Annotated in this window: 15 protein-coding genes, 1 tRNA gene and 1 pseudogene; 11 read left to right on the top strand and 6 right to left on the bottom strand. The window is 67.4% G+C overall.

The window, feature by feature from the left end:
• Positions 1-6 precede the first annotated feature (6 nt).
• The gene (locus HT136_RS06125; RefSeq protein WP_214198682.1) at positions 7-1,608 is read right to left on the bottom strand and encodes an MDR family MFS transporter; all 1,602 of its coding nucleotides are present in this window, start codon (positions 1,606-1,608) and stop codon (positions 7-9) included.
• Positions 1,609-1,808: 200 nt separating this feature from the next.
• Here HT136_RS06125 and HT136_RS06120 point away from each other — a divergent pair, with 200 nt between their 5' ends.
• The 5 genes from HT136_RS06120 to HT136_RS06100 are packed head-to-tail and all read left to right on the top strand — an operon-like array spanning position 1,809 to position 8,714.
• Positions 1,809-2,183, top strand: a complete 375-nt coding sequence (locus HT136_RS06120; protein ID WP_214198681.1) for a response regulator transcription factor — start codon at positions 1,809-1,811, stop codon at positions 2,181-2,183.
• Positions 2,158-3,330, top strand: coding sequence for a YaiO family outer membrane beta-barrel protein (locus tag HT136_RS06115; protein WP_214198680.1), 1,173 nt, complete (start codon positions 2,158-2,160; stop codon positions 3,328-3,330). Before HT136_RS06120 ends, HT136_RS06115 begins: the two co-directional genes overlap by 26 nt.
• Positions 3,327-4,352, top strand: coding sequence for a HEAT repeat domain-containing protein (locus HT136_RS26590; RefSeq protein WP_214198679.1), 1,026 nt, complete (start codon positions 3,327-3,329; stop codon positions 4,350-4,352). Before HT136_RS06115 ends, HT136_RS26590 begins: the two co-directional genes overlap by 4 nt.
• Positions 4,349-5,896, top strand: a complete 1,548-nt coding sequence (locus tag HT136_RS06105; protein WP_214198678.1) for a glycosyltransferase family 2 protein — start codon at positions 4,349-4,351, stop codon at positions 5,894-5,896. Before HT136_RS26590 ends, HT136_RS06105 begins: the two co-directional genes overlap by 4 nt.
• Before the next feature lie 4 nt (positions 5,897-5,900).
• Positions 5,901-8,714, top strand: coding sequence for an ATP-binding protein (locus tag HT136_RS06100; RefSeq protein ID WP_214198677.1), 2,814 nt, complete (start codon positions 5,901-5,903; stop codon positions 8,712-8,714).
• Between the two features lie 50 nt (positions 8,715-8,764).
• On the opposite strand, the gene HT136_RS06095 is transcribed toward HT136_RS06100, so the two are convergent.
• Complete coding sequence (locus HT136_RS06095; RefSeq protein WP_425516883.1) at positions 8,765-9,052, bottom strand: hypothetical protein; 288 nt, start codon at positions 9,050-9,052, stop codon at positions 8,765-8,767.
• Between the two features lie 69 nt (positions 9,053-9,121).
• Between HT136_RS06095 and HT136_RS26195 the strand changes: the two are divergent.
• Positions 9,122-9,223, top strand: a pseudogene (locus HT136_RS26195) (IS5/IS1182 family transposase); the annotation flags it as partial.
• Here HT136_RS26195 and HT136_RS26585 read toward each other — a convergent pair.
• Together HT136_RS26585 and HT136_RS06090 are read right to left on the bottom strand one after the other, a co-directional pair.
• On the bottom strand, positions 9,189-9,377 hold the full coding sequence (locus HT136_RS26585; protein ID WP_343222123.1) for an Arm DNA-binding domain-containing protein: 189 nt from the start codon (positions 9,375-9,377) through the stop codon (positions 9,189-9,191). The pseudogene HT136_RS26195 and the gene HT136_RS26585 sit on opposite strands and share 35 nt — an antisense overlap.
• Before the next feature lie 132 nt (positions 9,378-9,509).
• Positions 9,510-9,600: transfer RNA gene (locus tag HT136_RS06090), tRNA-Ser, on the bottom strand.
• Positions 9,601-9,676: 76 nt separating this feature from the next.
• Between HT136_RS06090 and HT136_RS06085 the strand changes: the two genes are divergently transcribed.
• Positions 9,677-10,633 (top strand): peptidylprolyl isomerase, encoded by a 957-nt coding sequence (locus tag HT136_RS06085; protein WP_214198676.1) that lies wholly within the window; start codon positions 9,677-9,679, stop codon positions 10,631-10,633.
• Complete coding sequence (locus HT136_RS06080; protein ID WP_214198675.1) at positions 10,630-10,947, top strand: DUF1905 domain-containing protein; 318 nt, start codon at positions 10,630-10,632, stop codon at positions 10,945-10,947. Before HT136_RS06085 ends, HT136_RS06080 begins: the two co-directional genes overlap by 4 nt.
• A 177-nt stretch (positions 10,948-11,124) precedes the next feature.
• Here the strand turns inward: HT136_RS06080 and HT136_RS06075 are convergent, their stop codons facing one another.
• Entirely contained in the window at positions 11,125-13,218 is a 2,094-nt protein-coding gene (locus HT136_RS06075; protein ID WP_214198674.1) for a RelA/SpoT family protein, read from the bottom strand.
• Positions 13,219-13,471: 253 nt separating this feature from the next.
• Here HT136_RS06075 and HT136_RS06070 point away from each other — a divergent pair, with 253 nt between their 5' ends.
• Positions 13,472-13,891: a PilZ domain-containing protein gene (locus HT136_RS06070; protein ID WP_214198673.1), complete on the top strand. Its 420-nt coding sequence runs from the start codon at positions 13,472-13,474 to the stop codon at positions 13,889-13,891.
• 69 nt (positions 13,892-13,960) lie between these two features.
• Here the strand turns inward: HT136_RS06070 and HT136_RS06065 are convergent, their stop codons facing one another.
• On the bottom strand, positions 13,961-15,445 hold the full coding sequence (locus HT136_RS06065) for a S41 family peptidase (RefSeq protein WP_214198672.1): 1,485 nt from the start codon (positions 15,443-15,445) through the stop codon (positions 13,961-13,963).
• Positions 15,446-15,704: 259 nt separating this feature from the next.
• Here HT136_RS06065 and HT136_RS06060 point away from each other — a divergent pair, with 259 nt between their 5' ends.
• Together HT136_RS06060 and HT136_RS06055 are read left to right on the top strand one after the other, a co-directional pair.
• A complete protein-coding gene (locus tag HT136_RS06060) occupies positions 15,705-18,029 on the top strand; it encodes a TonB-dependent receptor (protein ID WP_425516880.1) in 2,325 nt (774 codons plus the stop codon).
• 28 nt (positions 18,030-18,057) lie between these two features.
• The gene (locus HT136_RS06055) at positions 18,058-19,695 is read left to right on the top strand and encodes an alkaline phosphatase D family protein (RefSeq protein ID WP_214198670.1); all 1,638 of its coding nucleotides are present in this window, start codon (positions 18,058-18,060) and stop codon (positions 19,693-19,695) included.
• The last annotated feature ends 35 nt before the right edge of the window (positions 19,696-19,730 follow it).

The raw sequence follows: 19,730 nt of genomic DNA, 5'->3' as shown, positions 1-19,730 counted from the left end.
CTCCGATCAGGCCTCGAAGCGGATCCTGCCAAGCAGCTGCGCGAGCACGAAGGCGAACGCCATGACGCCGGCGCCAATCTCGAAGGAAGCGGTGATCGCATCGCGGAACGCCGCCGCGATCGCCGGGTGGAGCGCTTCGGGCAGGCGCGCGACGGTGGCCATGCCGCCATCGACGATCGCCTGGACGTCGATGCCCGGCCCGATCGCGGCGAGATCGTGGCGAAGCCCGCCGGCCATCACACCGCCCGAAACGGCAACCCCCAGCGCCCCGCCCAGCGAGCGCAAGAAGGCCATGCTCGCGGTCGCCTCGCCCATGCGGCCCTCGGGCGCGGCGTGCTGGATGATCACGGTGGCGTGCGGCATCGCGATGCCCATGCCCAGCCCCAGGATCGCAAGCGCCCCCCAGAACCAGGGCAACGCGGCCCCGTTCATCGCCAGCAGCGCAAGCGTGGCAAGGCCGCTCGCCTCGAGCGCGATACCCAGCACCATGAACGCCTTGGGCCGGCCAATACGCGCGGAAACCTGTCCGCCGAACACCGAGGTCAGCAACATCGCGCCGATCTGCGGGAGCAGCATCGCCCCCGAATGCGCGGGCGAAAGGCCGAGCACGAGCTGGAAATAGAGCGGCAGAAAGACCATCGCGCTCATCATCGCGAAGCTCATGCAGCCGGTGGTTACCGTGCCGATGGCGAAGTTGCGGATGCGAAACAGCGCCAGGGTCAGGATCGGCTCGCGCGCGCGGCGCTCGATCGCCACGAAGGCGCAAGCCGAGACCAGCGCAAACAGCGCGAGCCCGACCGCGGTCGGAGAGGTCCAGGCGAAGACCGAACCGCCCAGGCTGCACAGCAGCAGCAACGAGGCCGCCGCGCAGATCATCGCCGCTGCCCCGGCGACGTCGATGTCATGACTATGGCGCGTTCGCGCGGGCGGCAGTGCGCGCAGCAAGAGTGCGATCGCCACGAGACCGACGGGCAGGTTGATGTAGAACACCCAGCGCCACGACAGCGCGCTCGTCAGGGCGCCACCGAGCACGGGTCCGGTCACCGCCGAAAAGGCGAAGGCCCCGGTGAACAGGCCCTGGTAGCGCACCCGCTCGCGCGGGGTGACGACGTCGCTGATGGTCGCCTGCGTCAAGGTCATGATGCCCCCCGCCCCGAGCCCCTGGAGAAGACGGAAGGCGATGAGCTGGCCCATCGACTGCGCGATCCCGCATAGCCCCGACATGAGCAGGAACACCGAGATCGCGAACAGCAGGAAGACCCGCCGCCCATACATGTCGCTTAGCTTGCCGTAGATCGGCGTTGTGATCGTCGAGCTGAGCATGAAGGCCGTCACCACCCAGGACATGTGGGCCAGCCCGCCAAGTTCGCTCGCCATCGAGGGCAGCGCCGTGTTGACGATGCTCTGATCGAGCGAGGCGAGCACCATCGCCAGGATGAGGCCGGTCAGGATCAGCCGCAGGTGGGGGACGGCCGCGGCGTCGGGGGCGGTCGATGCCGGGGGCGCATCTGTAACGGGGCTGGTCAGGGCTTGGGGTCCTTCGTCAAGCTTCGCACCCGGGACGCGGCGCGAGGGGACCGTGTGCCCCAAACCCGTCGCCTGGTGCAAGCCGGCTCCCGTCCGCGCGCCCGCGTTTGCGGTGCCCTGCCTCGGCCCCGGACGCACCTGCCTGTGGTAACGATTGCACACAAGCCAAGGTCTTGATCAAACGATCTTTTCATTCCGGCCCGGAAATGCTCCAAAGATAGTTAACCAGATCAAAACCCTTTCTCTCGTAAATGCACGAAGGACAGACCGGGAGCACCATCGTGAGCTACATTCTCTTCGCCGACGACGACCCCCTGATGGGAGTCCTCGTCCACCACAAGCTCAAGAAGGCCGGACACGAGATCGAACACGTCCTCGACGGGGAGGCCGCGCTTGCAGCGATCGCCGCAAACCAGCCCGATCTCGTCATTCTCGATGCCATGATGCCGGTGCTTTCGGGCCCCGAAGTCCTCAACCGCCTCAAGCAGGACGAGGCGACCCGGCGCATTCCGGTGATCATGCTCACCGCCCGCAAGGCCGAGGCCGATGTCATGGGCGCGCTCCAGAACGGGGCCGACGATTACATCACCAAGCCCTTTCTCCCCGACGAATTCACCCTGCGGATATCACGTGTCCTGGAAGCACGAGCCCACTAAGACCGCCCGCGCCGGCCTCGTCGCACTCAGCCTGCTGCTCGCCACACCTGCCGCTTTCGCCGCGAGCCCCGAGGCCTCACGCGAAGCGGCGATGACGGCGCGCGAAGCCGCGATGGCAGCACGCACGGCGGGCGACTACGCGAGGGCCATCGCGCTCTTCGAGCAATTGCGCGCGGCCACGCCCGATGACGCGGACCTGCTGCGCCTGCTCGGCACGACATATGCCTTCGACCACCGCTACGACGCGGCGATCGCAACGCTCGAGCGAGCCCATGCGCTGGCGCCGGACGATCTCGACATCGCGCTCGCGCTGGCCCGTGCCCACCTGTGGGCCGGCCAGACCGCGCAGGCGCGCGAGCAGGCCCAGGCCCTGGCGAACACGGCGCCCGACAACGCCGAAGTCGCGCGCCTCCTCGCCGAGGTCACACGCACGCAGGCGCAGGGCGACGTCGATGGACACCCGCTCACGCTCACCGTCAACCAGGGCATCTCGCGCGTGTCGGTCGGCAATGCCCGGCGCACCTGGTACGATAGCATGGCCGCGCTCTCGGCGCGCGTTTCGCCGCGCACCACGCTCACCGGCGAAGTGACCCGCGAGGACCGCGCGGGCCTCGTCGACACGCACCTGGCGCTGACCGGCGCCACCCGCCTTTCCGACGGCGCCTCGGCCACGCTCACCGTGACCGCCACGCCAAATGCGCAGTTTCGCGAGAAATTCGGCCTGCGCGCCGGCACCGACATCGCGCTCACCCGCCACCTCGCGCTCGTCGCGCAGGCGCGCTACGGCGACTACATCGGGGGCGTGAACGTCGTCTCGGGCGCGGCGGGCCTGCGCCTGCACGACGCCGAGGACCGCCATGCGCTGACACTCCAGTCGATCTTCGCCTGGAACGAAGGCGACGGGCAGAGCCCGGGCTGGTCGCTGCGCGCGGACAGCGCGCTCACCGCGCGCACCAGCCTCTACCTTGCCGGGGCCACTTATCCCGACACCGAAGCGGGCATCACCCGCCGCTTCGAGGGGCTCTACGGCGGCCTCTCCCATCGCTTCGATTCCCGCCTCGTGCTGCGCGCCGGGCTCGGATGGGAGCGCCGGCGCGACAGCTACACCCGGCGCACCGCCAATCTCGCGTTGAGCCTCGCGCTGTGAGCGCGCTCGCCCACCTGCCCCAGATGACCGTAACCGCGGCCATCTGGGTTTCGGTGGGCTTCGCGCTCGCGTGCCTGGGCGTGACCGCATTGCTGTGCCTGCGCCGGTTCGTCGACGAACGCCGCGCCCCCCAGCTCGTCGAAGGCGACAAGGGCCTGCTCGGCCTTCTCCTGCAAGCGATGGAAGAGGACACCGACGAGCCCGCGCAGGAACGCACGCTGGCGCTGGCGCTGCGCGACAATCGCCGCGCGCGCCGGGTCTTCTCGCATTTGTTCCTGCTCGTGCGCGGCCACGAGCGCGAGCGCCTGATCGCGCTGGCGCAGCGCCACGGCGTCGCCGAGCGGCTGCTGCGCGAGGTCACGCATCGCAACCTGCACCGCCGCGTCGACGCCATGCGCGCGCTCGAACACCTGCCCGTCGAGGACGCACAGCGCGCCGTGACCCGGGTCATGAGCAGCGATCCCTCGCCGCGCGTGCGCCTCGAGGCGGCCGCGATCCTCGCGCGCAACGGCACGATTCCGGGACCCGCCTATATCCTCTGGGCGCTCGACCTGCCCGCGCGCACGCCCACGCGCCTCCACATGGCCATGCTGCGCGTCGCGGCACAAAGCCACGGTGACGAACTCGTGCGCCTGTGCCATGCGCAGGATTTCGAGCATGTGCGCGCGCTGCTGGTCGAAGCGCTCGGCTGGTCGAACGACTTCAGCCACCTCGCGGTGCTCGAGGGCATGGCCGGGGCCGCCGATCCCGCGGTGCGCTCCGCCGCGCTCAAGGCCGCGTTGCAGATGGGCCATCCGGGCGCCGCGCCCTGGGTGATGGCCTGCCTGTGCGACCCGATCGCCTTCGTCCGCCTCCACGCCGCGCGGGCCTGCGGAAAGCTGGGTATCGAGGCGGCGATCCCGCTGCTCACCGGGCTGCTCCACGACCGCTCGTGGTGGGTGCGCATGCGTTCGGCCCAAGCGCTGCACGCGTTGCGCCCGGCCCAGCCGCTGCCGCTCTCGACGATCGGACTGCGGCGATGATGCCCGCCCTCACGGACCCGCTCGCCACCACGGTTCTCGCGCTCGCCTGGATCTGTCTCCTCGTGGTGATCGCACGCAACGCGGTCTCGGTGGTGCAGCTGGCGATCGCCGCCTGGTACTTCGTGCGCAGGATCCGCCCATCGCCGCGCTCGATCGACTTGTGGTCGCGGTGCGAAGGGCTGGCCCCGCCGGTCAGCGTGATCGCGCCCGCCTTCAACGAGGAGCTATCCATCGTCGAGAGCGTCAAGGCCCTGCTCGCGCTGCACTATCCCGAGCACGAAGTCATCGTCGTCAACGACGGCTCGAAGGACGCGACGCTCGCGCGGATGATCGAGGCCTTTGCCATGCACCCCACCGACCGCCAGCAGGTGGTCGCCTTGCAGCACACCCGTATCCGGGGCGTCTACGCCTCGCGCCAACACCCCAACCTGCTTCTCGTCGACAAGGAGAACGGGCGCAAGGCCGATGCCGCGAACGCGGGGATCGGCTTTGCCATCACCCCGCTGGTCTGCGTGATCGACGCCGATTCGCTGATCGAACCCGACGGCCTCCTGCGCGCGACCGAACCCTTCATGTCCGACGAAGGCTCGCTCATCGCGGTGGGCGGCGCGATCCGCATCGTCAACGGCAGCCGCGTGCGCGGCGGGCACATCGAGGCGATCGGGATCGCGAAGGAATGGCTCCCGCGTTTCCAGATCGTCGAATACATGCGCGCCTTCCTCACCGCGCGCGTCGCCAATGCCCAGATCGGCATTCTCACGCTCATCTCGGGCGCCTTCGGGATCTTCCGGCGCGAGCTTCTCGTCGAGATCGGCGGCTATCGCCACGACACCGTGGGCGAAGACCTCGAGATCGTGACCCGCCTGCACCGCCACATGCGCGAAAACAAGCGCGACTACCGCATCGATTTCGTCCCCGAGATCGTCTGCTGGACCGAGGCCCCGGCCACGCTCGCGGGCCTTCGCAACCAGCGCATGCGATGGCAGCAGGGCGCGCTCGAGACGCTGGTGCGCCACCGCGCGATGTTGGGCAATCCGCGCTATGGCCGGATCGGCCTGCTTGCCCTGCCCCTGCTCGTGCTCGAGGACGTGGTCGGACCGCCCGCCGAACTGCTGGGTTACCTGATCTTCCCGATCGGTTTTGCGCTGGGCATTCTCGATGCGACGACCGCGCTCGCCTTCCTCAGCCTCACCTTCGTCTTCGGCACCGCGATCAGCGTGGCCACCCTCGCGCTTGAGGAACATCAGCTGCGCCGTACGCCGACCGCCGCCGACCTGATGCGCGTGGCGCTGGCCGCCGTGTTCGAAAACTTCGGCTACCGCCAGGCCAACCTCGTGTTCCGCCTGCGTGGTATCGTCCGCTTCTTTCGCGGCGAGACCGCCTGGGCGGCGGTGCCCCGGCGCGGCTTTTCCACCGATCCCGCCGGCAAGACCGCCTGGCCGCTGGCCGGCGATCGTCGCCAGCCCCCCGACAGCGCTCCCGCCCCGCTCGAAGAGAGCGTCCCCGTGCGCACCGAGACGCCAGACCTTGCCCGCAGGAGCTAGCCGCATGGATGGAGTGTCCCTCGCCCGCGGCTTCGCCCGCTACGCCGCCATGGCCGTTCTCTTCGGCGTGCTCGCCTATATCGGCGTCGAACTTACGCGCGCCGAGAGCCGCATTGCCGCGATCTGGCTGCCCAACGCGGTGATCATCGCGATCATGGCGCGCCGCGCCCGTTTCGACCTCGTCCTCCTGCTCGTCGTCTTCGCGGCGAATGTCGTCTCGAACACGCTGGGCGGCGATGCGCCGGGACGCGCGGCGGGGCTCGCCCTGGCCAATGCGGTCGAGATCGCCGTCGCCTTTCTCGGCTTGCGCAGCGCCGGGCTCGCCCGCCCGGACATGGAGGACATCCGCGAGCTCATGACCTTCCTGTTCATGGGGGGCGTGCTCGCACCGGCGACCGGCGCGCTCGTCGCGATGGCAGTGCTGGGCATCGAGGGTGCCGCGTTCTTCGACGTCTACGCCATGTGGTGGCTCACCGACGCGCTCAGCATCGTCCTCATCACGCCCTGTATCTGGATCTTCAGCGACGCGCTTGCCGGGCGCCTCAACGCCGAACCGCGCAGCGCGGCGGAATGGAGCGGCATCCTGCTCAGCACCGCGTTCGTAACTGCCGCGGTCTTCCTCCAGTCGAGATACCCGCTGCTGTTCTTCGTCTCGCCGATCATGATGATCTGCGCCTTCCGCCTCGGCAGCCTGGGCGCGGCCATCGCGATCCTGATCGTGGCGGCCATCTCGATCACGCTTACCGCCAGCGCGAGCGGCCCGGTGACGCTGGTGCAGGGGCGCATCAACGAGGAGCTGGTGGTGCTCCAGGCCTTCCTCGCGGCCAATTTCGCCATGAGCCTGCCGGTCACCTCGATCCTCGCCCACATGCGCAAGGCCAATCTTGCGCTGGCCTCGAGCGAGCGACGGTTCCAGGCGCTCTCCAACCTCTCGCCCGCGGGCATCTTCCGCACCGACGCGCAGGGCAACGCGACGTACGTGAACCGCGCCTGGCTCGCGATGGCGGGCGTGCCGCACGGTATCTGGGAAAGCGACAGCTGGACCCGCGCGCTCCATCCCGACGACCGCGCGGGCGCCGACGCCGCCTGGGTCCACGCCATCACCACCGGCGGCGAATTCGAGCGCGACCTGCGCTTCGTCCATGCCGACGGAACGACGGTCTGGGGCCACGCCCTGGCGCGCCCCGAGATCGACGAGAACGGCGCGATCAGCGCCTTCATCGGCGTGGTCTTCGACATCACCAGTTCGAAGCGCCTTGTCGAGGAACTCGAGGTGTCGCAGCGCAAGGCGCAAGCCGCGACCGAGGCCAAGTCCTCGTTCCTCGCCAACATGAGCCACGAGATCCGCACGCCGATGAACGGGGTGATCGGCTTCACCGAGCTCCTGCTCGACGGCCCGCTGGAAAGCGAGCAGCGCCAGCAGGTCGAGATGATCGCGGAATCGGGGCGGATCATGCTCCAGTTGCTCAACGACATCCTCGACATCTCCAAGATCGACACCGGCAACATGCACCTCGCCGACGAGGCCTTCGACATCCGCGCCAAGGCGCGCAGCGTGCTGGCGGCGATCCAGCCCCTGGCCGATGCCAAGAGCCTCGCCTGCGCGGTCGAGATCGACGAGAGCGTCCCCGACTTCGTGCGCGGCGACCGGCTGCGGGTGCGCCAGATCCTGCTCAACCTCGCCAACAACGCGGTCAAGTTCACCGCCCAAGGGCACGTCACGATGCGGATTTCCACGCGTGCGGGCGCGGGCGGCGAGCCGTGCCTCGTCGTCGCGGTCGAGGACACCGGAATCGGGATTCCCGCCGGACGCCTCGACATGATCTTCGGCAAGTTCATCCAGGCCGACAGTTCGGTCGGCCGCAAGTATGGCGGTTCGGGCCTGGGCCTCGCCATTTCGCGCGAACTCGCCCTGCGCATGGGCGGCTCGCTCGAGGTCGCCAGTGTCGAGAACGAAGGCTCGTGCTTCACGCTGACCCTGCCGCTGCGTACCGCGAGCGCAGCTTCGGTGGCGCACGCCGCTGCCGCACCGGCGCCCACCGGGCCGCTGCGCTGGAGCGGCGCGCGTCCTCCCAAGGTGCTCGTGGCCGAGGACAACGAGATCAACCAGGCGCTGATGCGCTCGATCGGGCGTCGCAGCGGCATCACCCTCGCCATCGCCGAGAACGGCCGCGTCGCCATCGAGATGGTCGAGGACGCGGTCCGGGCCGGGGTGCCCTACGACCTGCTGCTGATGGACATGCAGATGCCCGAGCTCGACGGTCTCTCCGCGGCCCGGAACCTGCGCGCGAGCGACTACGCGCACGAACTGCCGATCATCGGCCTCACCGCCAACGCCTTCGAGGAGGACATCCGCGCCTGCAAGGCGGCCGGCATGCAAGGCCACCTCGCCAAGCCGATCTCGCTCGCCGACTTCATCCAGACGCTCACGACCTGCATTGCGGGCGCCGGATTCCAGGAACTGCCCGAAACCACCTCGGTGAGCGGGGAAAGCGCCCCGGCACAAACAACGCCCGAGGACGACGGCGAACTTGCCCAGCTCCAGGCCATGTACGAGTGGCGCAAGGCCGATCTCTTCGCGCGCATGGCCGCCCAGAGCTCGGCTGGCCCGCCCGACGCCGAGGCCCTCGCGGGCCTGCTCGACGACCTGCACAAGTTCGCGGGCACGGCAGGCTTCTTCGGCGAGGGCGAGCTGGGCGAACGGGCCGGAGCGCTCGAGCACGAACTCCAGGTCGTCCCCGCCGGTGAGCGGCTCGCGCTGATCCGCGCGGCCGTCGCGATCTGGGCGAACACCGACCAGCCCGCAACCCTGCACTAAGCGCACGCGCGCACCGCGCAGGGCCCTGTCGCGGATCCCTGGTCAGGGGCTCAGATGCGGCAGTTCGACATCACCCCGAAGTCGTTGCCCTTCTTGGCCCCCGCCGCAGCGAAGGCCTTGCCCCGCGCGAAATAGGTTTCGAACAGGCGGAAACTCAGGGGGTCGGTGGTCTGCCAGGAGGCCTCTAGATTGTAGTCGGTGCCGATCGCCCGGCCACCCGAATAGGCCGCGAAGGCCGAGCCCGAGGGCCCGATGTAGACCCCGTCCGCCGAAGCCTGGCGCCACAGGAAGTCGGGCACCGCCATCACCGTGATCGAGGGGATCGGCTTGATCGTCACCGAAGGATAGATGTCGACGATGTTCGAGAGGTTGAAGAAGGCGGCCTCCGAAATCAGCGGAAGGCGCGGGTTGGCGATACTCCCATGCTGCCCGAACGGCAGGAGCAGATACCACCCGATCAGGCCATCGCGACCGTCAGCGCCGATGGTGCATTCGACACGAGGGCCTGTCCAAGCCGAGGTAACGGCGCATTCCATGCTTCTGCACCCGGCAGACCCAGCTTTTCGAACCACCCGGCTGAACGACGCGGTAGAGGCCGTCGCCGTCGCCCAATCGCCCCGGTCGCGTGGCGGCTTTTACAGCGGTTACAGAGAGCTTTCCCATGCCCAAATTCTCCCCCATTTCCAATCGGACACCGGTGGATGGGGCTGGATGCAGGAGGACGCGAATCACCACGTAAGCCAAGGTATTCCTTGGTTTTTCGTGGGCGATTATGAATGTGGGTGTTGCCACCAGTGGCGGAGCGGGAGGGATTCGAACCCTCGATACGCTTTTGACGTATACACACTTTCCAGGCGTGCGCCTTCGACCACTCGGCCACCGCTCCGCATCGCTGGTGAGCGCGTGCCACTAGCGGGACTTTTGTGGTTTCGCAAGCGGCGAACGCGTGGCATCGTCGTGCGATGCGCATTTTTCGAAACGGGGCGCTGCCCCTGCTCGCGGCCGCCATGGCCCTTTCCTCTCCGCTGGCGGCCAAAGACGCGCCCGAACCGGTGACGCCCGCCTCGCTCGTCGCCAAGGCGCCGGCCAGTGCCTGGACGCGAATCGATCCCGCCGATCTCATGGTCATGGACCTTGCCCCCGACATCTCGGGCACGCCGCGCCGCGTCGTGATCCAACTCCTGCCCAAACCCTTCTCGCAAGGCTGGGTCGACAACATGCGCAAGCTCGTCGCCGCGCGCTGGTACGACGGCATCGCCGTGGTGCGCGTCCAGGACAACTACGTCGTGCAGTGGGGCGATCCCAATTCCGAGGGCGAGGCGGCGGATACGAACGGTGACACCGCCAGGGCCAAGGCCCTGCCCTCGGGCCTGCGTGCCGTACCGCCAGGCGAATACACCGCCCCTGCCGCTGCGCTGCCGAAGGACGGCGCGCTCGGAAGCGATGCCTATGCGCCGCGCAACGGCTTCGTCGCGGGATGGCCGATTGCCGGGAACGCCACCGCGTCCTGGCCGGTCCACTGCTACGCCTCGGTCGGCGTCGGGCGCGACATGTCGCCCGATACCGGCACCGGCGCGGAACTCTATGCGGTGATCGGACAAGCGCCGCGCCAGCTCGACCGCAACATCGCCGTGGTCGGCCGGGTGATCGAGGGGATGGAGTTCCTCTCCGCCTTGCCGCGTGGCCCCGGTGCGATGGGCTTTTTCACGCGCGAGGCTGACCGCACGCCGATCCTCTCGGTGCGCATGGGCACCGAAGTGACGGGCCTGCCGGCATACGAATACCTCGCGACGGGCAGCGCCAGCTTCGCCGCCTATCTCCACGCGCGGGCCAACCGCAAGGATGGGTTCTACCTGCAGCCAGCGGGCGGCGTGGACTTGTGCAACGCGCCCGTGCCGATCCGCCGGATCGCGCGATGACCGAGAGCCTCGTACACACCGGCCAGCTCTGGCGCTGGACGGGCGGCGCCAACGGGGGAACCTGGTTCTTCGTGACGCTGACCGATGCAGCCGCCGAAACGCTCAGCGCCACCGCCCTGATGCGCAAGCTCGAAGGGCTCGGGCGCGGGTTCGGCTCGCTCAAGGTCAGGGCGCGCATCGGCGAGACCGCCTTTGCCACCTCGGTCTTCCCGAGCAAGTCCGACGGAGGCTGGCTGCTTCCGGTCAAGGCCGCTGTGCGCAAGGCCGAGGATCTTGGCGAAGGCGACGCGGTTCAGGTCGAACTGGAGTTCTAAGAACCCGTTTTACGAAGTCGGCACGACCACAGGAAGTCCGAAAGCAGGTTCCGAGGGCCATCGCCCTCGGGCTCCCGGAACGGACTTGCTCACCGTTCGCACGCGACCTCGGTCGGTAACGGTGAGCGCGACGGTCATGGGGTCAAGGGGTCATAACCCCTTGAATTTTTGTTTTCTTCAAAGCCTTTCGGCGTCGGTCACCGCCGCACTTGCCCGCAGCGCCGCGACGATGCGGGTGAGGTGCGCGAGGTCGGCCACCTCGAGGCTGACCTCGTAGGTGCCGAAATGGTCGTCGCGCTGGACGATGTTGAGCGCGGCGACGTTGGCGTGGGCGTTGGCAAAAATCTGGGTGACTTCCGCAAGCGTGCCCGGCCGGTTGTAGAGCACGAGGCGCAACCGCCCGGTCGCGCCGGTGGTGCGCGATCCCCACGACAAGTCGAGCCAATCCGCGTCGGCACCCTCGGCCAATGTCAGACAGTCGATGGTGTGGACCTCGACCTTGTGATCGGGCCGGCGCAGTCCGATGATGCGGTCACCGGGAACCGGGTGGCAACAGCGGGCGAGCTCGAAGCCCATCCCCGGCGTCAGCCCCTTGATCGAGATCGCCTTCTCGCTGCGGGTCCATTCCGGGTCGTTGGGCATCGTCGCGGTGCTGCCCGGGAGGAGCGCTTCCATCACCTCGCGGTCGGTCACGTGCGCCGAGCCGATCGCGAACATGAGGTCTTCCTCGTCGCGCATGGCGAGCCGCTCGAGCGCGCTGCTCAGCGCCTTCTTGCCGATCCGCTGGGGCAGGCGCGAGGATATCTCGTCGAACAGCTTGGAGCCGATTTCGGCCACTTCGGCGCGTTCCTTGGCCCGCACCGCGCGCCGGATCGCCGCGCGCGCCTTGCCGGTGACGACGAAGCCCAGCCAGGACAGCTGCGGCTCGGAGCCCTCGCTCTTGATGATCTCGACGACGTCGCCGTTGTTGAGGCGCGTGCGCAAGGGCATGTGGCGGCTGTTGATCTTGGCGCCGACCGCCGAGGTGCCGAGGTCCGTATGGACCGCGAAGGCGAAGTCGACCGCTGTCGAGCCCTTGGGCAACTGGTGCAGCGCGCCCTTGGGGGTAAAGGCAAAGATGCGGTCGTGGTAGATCGCGAGCTTGGTGTTCTCGAGCAGTTCCTCGGCGTCGTGCGTGTTGTCGACGATCTCGATGAGGTCGCGCAGCCAGCCCACCTGCCCGTCGGGACGCGAGCCACCCTGCTTGTAGGCCCAGTGCGCCGCAAGCCCGAACTCGTTGAGGCGGTGCATTTCCCGCGTGCGGACCTGCACTTCCATGCGCATCGAGTTCTCGTAGATGAGCGCGGTGTGGAGCGACTGATAGCCGTTGGTCTTGGGCGTCGAGATGTAGTCCTTGAAGCGCCCGGGGATCATCTGCCAGTGCTGGTGCAGGACGCCGAGCGCCCGGTAGCAGTCGTCCGCGTTCTCGGTGAGCACGCGAAAGGCCATGATGTCGGTGATCTGCTCGAAGGAGACGTGGCGCTCCTTCATCTTGCGCCAGATCGAATAGGGATGCTTTTCGCGGCCCGTCACTTCCACCGCGATGCCCGCCTCGGCGAGCGCCTGCTTGATGGCAAGGGCAATCGCGTCGACCTGCCCACCTTCCTGGCTGCGGATCTGCGCGAGGCGCCCCGTGATCGTGGCGTAGCCCTCGGGCTCGAGCTGCTCGAAAGCGAGCAGCTGCATCTCGCGCATGTATTCGTACATGCCCACGCGTTCGGCAAGCGGCGCGTAGATCTCCATGGTCTCGCGCGCGATGCGCTGGCGCTTCTCGGGCTTCTTGATGAAGTGGAGCGTGCGCATGTTGTGGAGACGATCGGCGAGCTTGACGAGCAGGACGCGCAAGTCCTCGCTCATCGCCAGCAGGAACTTGCGCAAGTTCTCCGCCGCGCGCTCGTTCTCGGTCATCACCTCGATCTTGGAGAGCTTGGTGACGCCGTCGACCAGCCGCGCGACGTCGGGACCGAAGAGTTTCTCGATCTCCTCGGTCGTCGCCAGCGTATCCTCGACGGTGTCGTGGAGCAGTGCGGTAATGATCGTCTGCTGGTCGAGCTTGAGCTCGGTCATGAGGCCGGCGACTTCGACCGGGTGCGAGAAATAGGGGTCGCCACTCGCGCGCTTCTGGGTGCCGTGTTTCTGCACCGTGTAGACGTAGGCACGGTTCAGCAAGGCCTCGTCGGCCTCGGGCGCGTATTCCTTGACGCGTTCAACTAGTTCGTACTGACGGAGCATCGTTCCAACGTCATGTGATGATTTTTTGGCATTCGGCAAGCCTTCCCACAGCCAGGTGCAGTCTTTGCAATCACTCGGTTTCCCCGGCTGGGGACGTCCCGATCGAAAATAACTCCGGCCGCCCCACCCATTCAATCGTTTTCAACGCAAACATCGCTATCTTTCGGTTAACCGTTACGGAGCCCGGCTAAGCCATCCTATAAGGCCTGAGAGATCGATTTCATCATCGTGCTGGTAAGCAAGGAGGTTTGACGTGGAGGCACATTTCGACACCGAGTTCATCGCCCCGGAAAACGGGATTCTCCTTGATCGCGAGCCACGTCAGCGCACGCTGATGCGCGCGGTCATGACCCTTCCTGGAATGCGCAGCGAGCCGGTCATGGTGCGCAACGTCTCGCAAAACGGCATGTGCCTGGCCAGCAAGTCCTTTCTCCCCCGCGAAGGCGAGATCATCGAGCTCGACCTGCCCGGAACGGCCAACATGAAGGGCCACGTGCGCTGGGTGCAGGGCCAGGAGTTCGGCGTGCGCCTGTCACACCCGCTCGACCTCGCCTACATCGGCGTGGCCAACCAGCGCCGAAACGGCGACATGGCGAGCACGCTCGGCGGCCAGGTGGAAAGCCGCCTCTGCCGTCGCCCCGACACCGGAACCCGTCCGCTTCACGCCTGCTGAAGCACTTTTACCTGCGCGCCGGGCAATCGTTGTGAACGGGCGTTGCGAACGGGCGTCCGGATCGGGCGTTCAGAACAGGCCCGGAAGTTCGCGCTGCGCGAAGTTGGGATCTTTCGCCTCGAGCGGTTGGCGGACCGCACGCAGGCTCGACGTCGACAGCGATTGCGCGCTCGTACGCGCAGATGCAGATGATGTCGTAGCGCCGATCGCGGTGCAACTCTCGCCGTTGAGATAGCCCAGCGCCGCCTTGAGCGAGGCTTCCTGCGGATCTCCCAAAGCATAGGAAATATCGTCGCCGGCCTGGCACGTCGCGGGATAGTTCGCGGCGAGCCCGGTGTAGTAGTCGCCTTCGTGATCGGCGTTCTCGGTCTTGAGCGCGACCACCCGCAGACGGTCGTCGCAGGCCGTGTAGTCGAGCCCGACCTGTCCCACCGGCTTGCCGTAGGTGTTCGTCCCGATGAGCGCCGCGCCCGAAGGCAGGTAGGGTTTCTGCGCGTTCATCACCAGTTCGCTCGCCGATGCGGTGCCGCTACTCGCGATGAAGGCCACGCGCGTCGCCGCGATCGCCGAATCCTCGGTCGCGAAGTACGCCGTCTCGTCGTTGCTCGATTTGGACGGGCGGAAGCTCGTGTAGCTCAGGACCTGACCCGTCCGGCCCGCGTTGAGCAAGTTGGAGAAGGTGTTCGCGACCGAGATCAGTCCACCCCCGTTGTAGCGCAAGTCGACCACCACCTCGCTCACGCCTTGCGCGCGAAAGGCCGCGAAGGCCTCGCGCAGCGCCGTCTCTGCGCTCGTCACGAATGTCCGCAAGTTGACGTAGCCGACCTTGCGCCCGTTGCTGGTCAGCACTTTGTAGCCATAAGTCGGAGACAGGGGATCGAGCGTGAAGGTCTTCTTGGTCACGCTGACCGTGGAAAGCGTCGAGTCGAGCTGACGGATCTGGAAGACCCGCGTGGTGCCCGCGCTCGATCCCCCCATCGCCGCGCTGATGGCGTCCACACCCCCGCTTGCGTAGAGCGAGGACACGCTCTGCAGGTTAGAGGTGCTGGTGCCGATGGCCACGATCTCGGTTCCCCGCGCGAAGCCCTTGGCATAGGCGGGGCCGGTCTCGTAGGCCTCGATCACGAAGAGCCGCGCCGAAGTCGCATCGAAACCCAGCCGCACACCAAGGCCCGCCGTTTCACCCGAAGCGTAGTAGGCGTTCTCTTCCGCGATCGAGGTCACATACGTGAAATAGCGGTCCTTCGACTGGGCACGGGCCGGGGCGACCACCGCATCGATGTAATCCTGGAGGCTGGAATAGGCCGCGGGATCGACCGTGGTGTCGAGCAGGTCGGGGAACAGGTACCACTCCTGCAATTGCGCGAGCGCCCAGGCATCGCGATCGGCCAGCGCGCAGGCCGAGCCCGTCGCGGTCGGCGTGGGCGTGGGCGTGGGCGAAGGGGTTGGCGTGGCGCTCGTGCCCCCGGAGGACGCAGAGCCGCTTCCACCTCCTCCGCACCCGGCAAGTACGAGCGACAACGCGAGCCAGGACGGCAAGAGAACAGAACGCATGCAATGTCCGATATACAGTGTGACCTGACGAAGAACTGCCCGTCTTGACCGGACAAGGTCAAAGAAATTGGGCTCCGGACATCGACTTATCCGCAATTCCACCGCTAGAGCGCGTGCCCTCGTGCGATTTCATATCTACCGCAAGCCTGCATTCGATTGCCACAGCCTCCTCTCGGCAAGGGTCGCCGATCTGTCACACAGACACGATAGGGGAGCGCTGCATTCGATGCTGGCGGACAATTTTTCAGGGGACACCATCGTGAAATTCCAGACACTTGCCTCGCTCTTCGTGGCCGGCTCGTCGCTCCTGGCGATCAGCGCCGGCGCGCGGGCCGAAGAGGGCGAAGGCACGCTCGCCGACGCGACCGACAGCGCCGAGATCATCGTCACCGCGCAGAAGGTGCGCCAGCGCGCGATCGACGTGCCGATCACGCTGAGCGCGGTGACCGGCGAGCGCCTCGAACAGCTCGGCATCACCGACATGGGCGAACTGTCGGCCTACGTGCCCGGCCTCAATGTCCAGATCCAGAGCGCCAACAACCCCGGCTTCGTGATCCGCGGCATCACCTCGGACAGCGGCTCCTCGCAGGAAAGCCCGCGCGTCACGCTCTATTACAACGGCGTCGACATCTCGCGTTCGCGCGGGGCCTACCAGGGCAGCTACGACATGGACCGCATCGAAGTGGTCAAGGGCCCGCAGGCAACGCTGTTCGGCACCGCCGCGACGATCGGCGCGATCTCGCTGATCTCGAAGAAGCCCGAGCCCGGCGTCTCGGCCTCGGTCACCGGCGGCTATGGCAACTACGATGCCACCAAGCTTGAAGGCTTCGTCAACGCGGGCAACGACGTGATCGCCGCACGCCTGGCCTGGCAGTGGCTCAAGCGCGACGGCTACGTCGAGAACCTCGCCCCCGACCAGGACGACCTCTACGCCAAGGACCAACTTGGCCTGCGCGGTTCGCTGCGCTTCACGCCCGCCAGCAACTTCACCGCCGACCTCATCGTCACTTACGACCGCCAGCGCAATTCGGGAACGCCGTTCCTCAGCCAGTCGCTCGGCTCGACTTCGCTGGACGGCATCTACGGCGCGGCGTACCTGGGCGGCTCGCCCTATTCCGCCGAGCTGCTCGGCTCGGACAAGCTGGGCCTCACGCGCGATGTCTACGACGTCAACTTCACCACGAGCTGGGATTTCGCGGACGGCTGGAACTTCACCACCGTCAACGGCTACCGCCACTTCGACGCCACCGAGGTGTTCGACGCCGACGGCTCGGCCGCCTGGTACCTCGAATTCGCCGAACACGCCAAGGGCTGGGACGCCAGCCACGAAGGCCGCTTCACTTACCAGGACCCGGTCTGGCGCGCCTCCTTCGGCTGGAACTACTATGTCGAGAAGAGCTTCCAGTACGTGCCCTTCTCCAGCGAGGTCGGCACCTTCCTGCAATGTTCGGCCCAGATCATTCCGGGCCTGGGCTGCGTAGCGGGCGACAACACCGTCACCGCGGCCGCGACCACCTATTACGCCAGCGGCGGCGCCTACAGCGAACTGCCCTATTCGAGCTGGTACCGGAACGAGGGCAAGAACCAGACCTGGTCGATGTTCGGCGACGTGACCTTCAAGGCCGGCCCCCGCCTCGAGCTGACTGCCGGTGCGCGCGTGCTGATCGAGAAGCGCCGCTCGGGCTTTTCGACCTACCAGCCCGCGGCGCCGGTCTATGGCCAGCAGCTCCTGCCGATCGTCGACACCGAGGGCGAGGTGATCGCCGCCACCCGCTCCTATTCCGCGCTGCTGCCGCGCTTCAACGCGCTCTACCGCGTCAACGCCGACCTCAACCTCTACGCGACGGTATCCGAAGGGCGCCGCTCGCCGGTAGTCCAGCTCGCCAGTTCGGGCAGCAGCGTGGGCTCGCTCTATTCGGACGGCCTCTACAACGTCAAGCTGACGAACGTTCCCAACGAGACGGTGTGGAACTACGAAGCGGGTATCAAGGGCCGCATGGGCATCTTCACGGGGTCGCTGGGCGTCTACTATGACGACTACAGCAACTTCCAGGTCACCGTCACCAACACCTCGACCGGCGTCAGCGAGACCAAGAGCGCAGGCTCGGCCACCAACATCGGCGTCGAGGGCGAGCTCAATGCCCAGTTCGCGTCCTGGCTCGGCGCCTTCGCCAACTTCGGCTATATCGCGGGCGGGATCGACGACAAGGCCTCCAACGGCGAATACGCGGGCGACCAGTTCCGCCTCCAGCCAAAGTGGCAATGGGCGGCGGGGCTCAACCTCCAGCTGCCGCTGGACGAGAACACCCGCCTGTTCCTGACACCGACGGTCACCTACCGCTCGAAGATCTACTTCGAGATCCCCAACAGCGAGGCTACCAGCCAGGATCCGATCACGCTCGTCAACCTGCGCGGTGGGGCCTCGTTCGCCGATGGCCGCTACACGCTCACCGGCTGGGCCAAGAACCTGACCGACAAGCGCTACATCATGGACGCGGGCAACACCGGCGGGGCCTTCGGCTACCCCACCTACATTCCCGCCGAGCCGCGCACTTACGGCATCGAATTCACCGCGCGCTACTGACCTCCTGCCACGTCCGAAGGAACCTGCCATGACCCTTAGCGTCGATCGTCGCCTGCTCATCAGGGCCGGGGCCTTCGGGCTTGCCGCCCTCTCCACGCCCGGCTTCTCCAGTTCGGCTCTCGCCGCGATCCTCGCCGCGCGCGGGTTCACCCACGGCGTGGCGAGCGGCGAGCCCACCGGCCATTCGGTGCTGCTGTGGACGCGCTACGTCGGCTCGGGCGAGACCACGCTGCGCTGCGAGGTCGCCACCGACGAGGCCTTCGCCAAAGTCGTCTCCGGCGGCGAGGTCACAGCCTCGCCCGCGCACGACAACTGCGCCAAGCTGGTCGTTACCGGGCTCGAACCCGACCGCTGGTACCATTACCGCTTCATCTCGCCCGACGGCACGATGAGCGAGACCGGGCGCACCCGGACCCTGCCCACGGGCGACATCGCGCGCTTCGGGATCGGCCTGTTCTCGTGCTCGAACATGCCCTTCGGCTGGTTCAACGCCTATGGCCACGCCGCCGCGCGCAAGGATCTCGACCTCGTCATCCACGTCGGCGACTATTTCTACGAATACGGCCCCAATGGCCACTATCCCGAGCACCCCGCGCCGGGCCGTTCGGTCGAGCCCGACCACGAGATTCTCAGCCTCGCCGACTACCGCCTGCGCTACGCCTCGTACCGCCTCGACCCCGATCTGCGCGCGCTCCACCAGCGCCTGCCGATGCTCGCGCAATGGGACGACCACGAATTCGCCAACGACGCCTGGATGGGCGGCGCGGAAAATCACCAGAGCGACACCGAAGGGCCCTGGTCCGCGCGCAAGGCAGCCGCCGAAAAGGCCTACCGCGAGTGGATGCCGGTCTCCGACGCGCTCTACGACAGCTTCCAGATCGGCTCGCTGGCCACGATCTTCCGCCCCGAAACCCGCATCACGGGGCGCGTCAAACAGCTTGAGCTAGGTGCCGCGATGGCGGGGCAAGCCGATGTCGGCCAGGCGCTCCTCGCCTTTCGCGACGGCCCCTGGCAAGACGAGGCGCGCACGCTCATGGGCGCGAAGCAGGAAGCCTGGCTGAACGGCGCCATCGCCGGGTCCGCGAAGAGCGGCACGCGCTGGCAGGTGCTTGCCCAGCAGATCGTTATGGGGCCTCTCAAGGCGCCCGCCGACATGGCCTCGCTCAGCCCCCGCGACGCGCCCGAACAGGTGCGCCAGGCACTCCAGGCAATCGTCGCGGCCAGCAAGGTGGGGCTGCCCATCAACATGGACAGCTGGGACGGCTACCCCGCCGCGCGCACCCGCCTGCTGCGCGCCGCGCGCGAGGCCGAGGCCAATCTCGTCGTGCTCTCGGGCGACAGCCACAACGCCTGGGGTCAGAACCTGTCGGTCGACGGCGCCCCGGTCGGGGTCGAGTACGCGGGCCACTCGGTCACCTCACCCGGCTACGAGACCTATCTGCCCGGCACTTCGCCACAGACCGTCGCGCGCGCGCTCCAGTCGGCCAATCCGGGACTCTCGCTGTGCGACACCAGCCGGCGTGGCTACGTCTCGCTCGACCTCACGCCCGAGCGGGTGCGCGGCTCCTGGCATTTCCTGAGCACGATCGCGACGCGCACGAGTGCGGGCGTGACCAGCGAAGAACGCACCGTCGCGTGGGGCACGCGCCGGTTCGCCGCGGCCTGACCAGGGGGAACGGCCCGCGGACAAAGGGAAGCGGG

Source organism: Novosphingobium profundi, assembly GCF_018491765.1.
In the GTDB taxonomy this organism is placed as follows: domain Bacteria; phylum Pseudomonadota; class Alphaproteobacteria; order Sphingomonadales; family Sphingomonadaceae; genus Novosphingobium; species Novosphingobium profundi.
Note: the sequence above shows the minus strand (reverse complement) of the source record. Positions and strands in the feature narration are given on the sequence as shown.

Coding starts and splice junctions, on each gene's coding strand:
- HT136_RS06105 (WP_214198678.1), top strand. CDS start 4,349: ATGATGCCCGCCCTCACGGACCCGCTCGCCACCACGGTTCTCGCGCTC.
- HT136_RS06100 (WP_214198677.1), top strand. CDS start 5,901: ATGGATGGAGTGTCCCTCGCCCGCGGCTTCGCCCGCTACGCCGCCATG.
- HT136_RS26585 (WP_343222123.1), bottom strand. CDS start 9,377: ATGGGAAAGCTCTCTGTAACCGCTGTAAAAGCCGCCACGCGACCGGGG.
- HT136_RS06085 (WP_214198676.1), top strand. CDS start 9,677: ATGCGCATTTTTCGAAACGGGGCGCTGCCCCTGCTCGCGGCCGCCATG.
- HT136_RS06080 (WP_214198675.1), top strand. CDS start 10,630: ATGACCGAGAGCCTCGTACACACCGGCCAGCTCTGGCGCTGGACGGGC.
- HT136_RS06075 (WP_214198674.1), bottom strand. CDS start 13,218: ATGCTCCGTCAGTACGAACTAGTTGAACGCGTCAAGGAATACGCGCCC.
- HT136_RS06065 (WP_214198672.1), bottom strand. CDS start 15,445: ATGCGTTCTGTTCTCTTGCCGTCCTGGCTCGCGTTGTCGCTCGTACTT.
- HT136_RS06055 (WP_214198670.1), top strand. CDS start 18,058: ATGACCCTTAGCGTCGATCGTCGCCTGCTCATCAGGGCCGGGGCCTTC.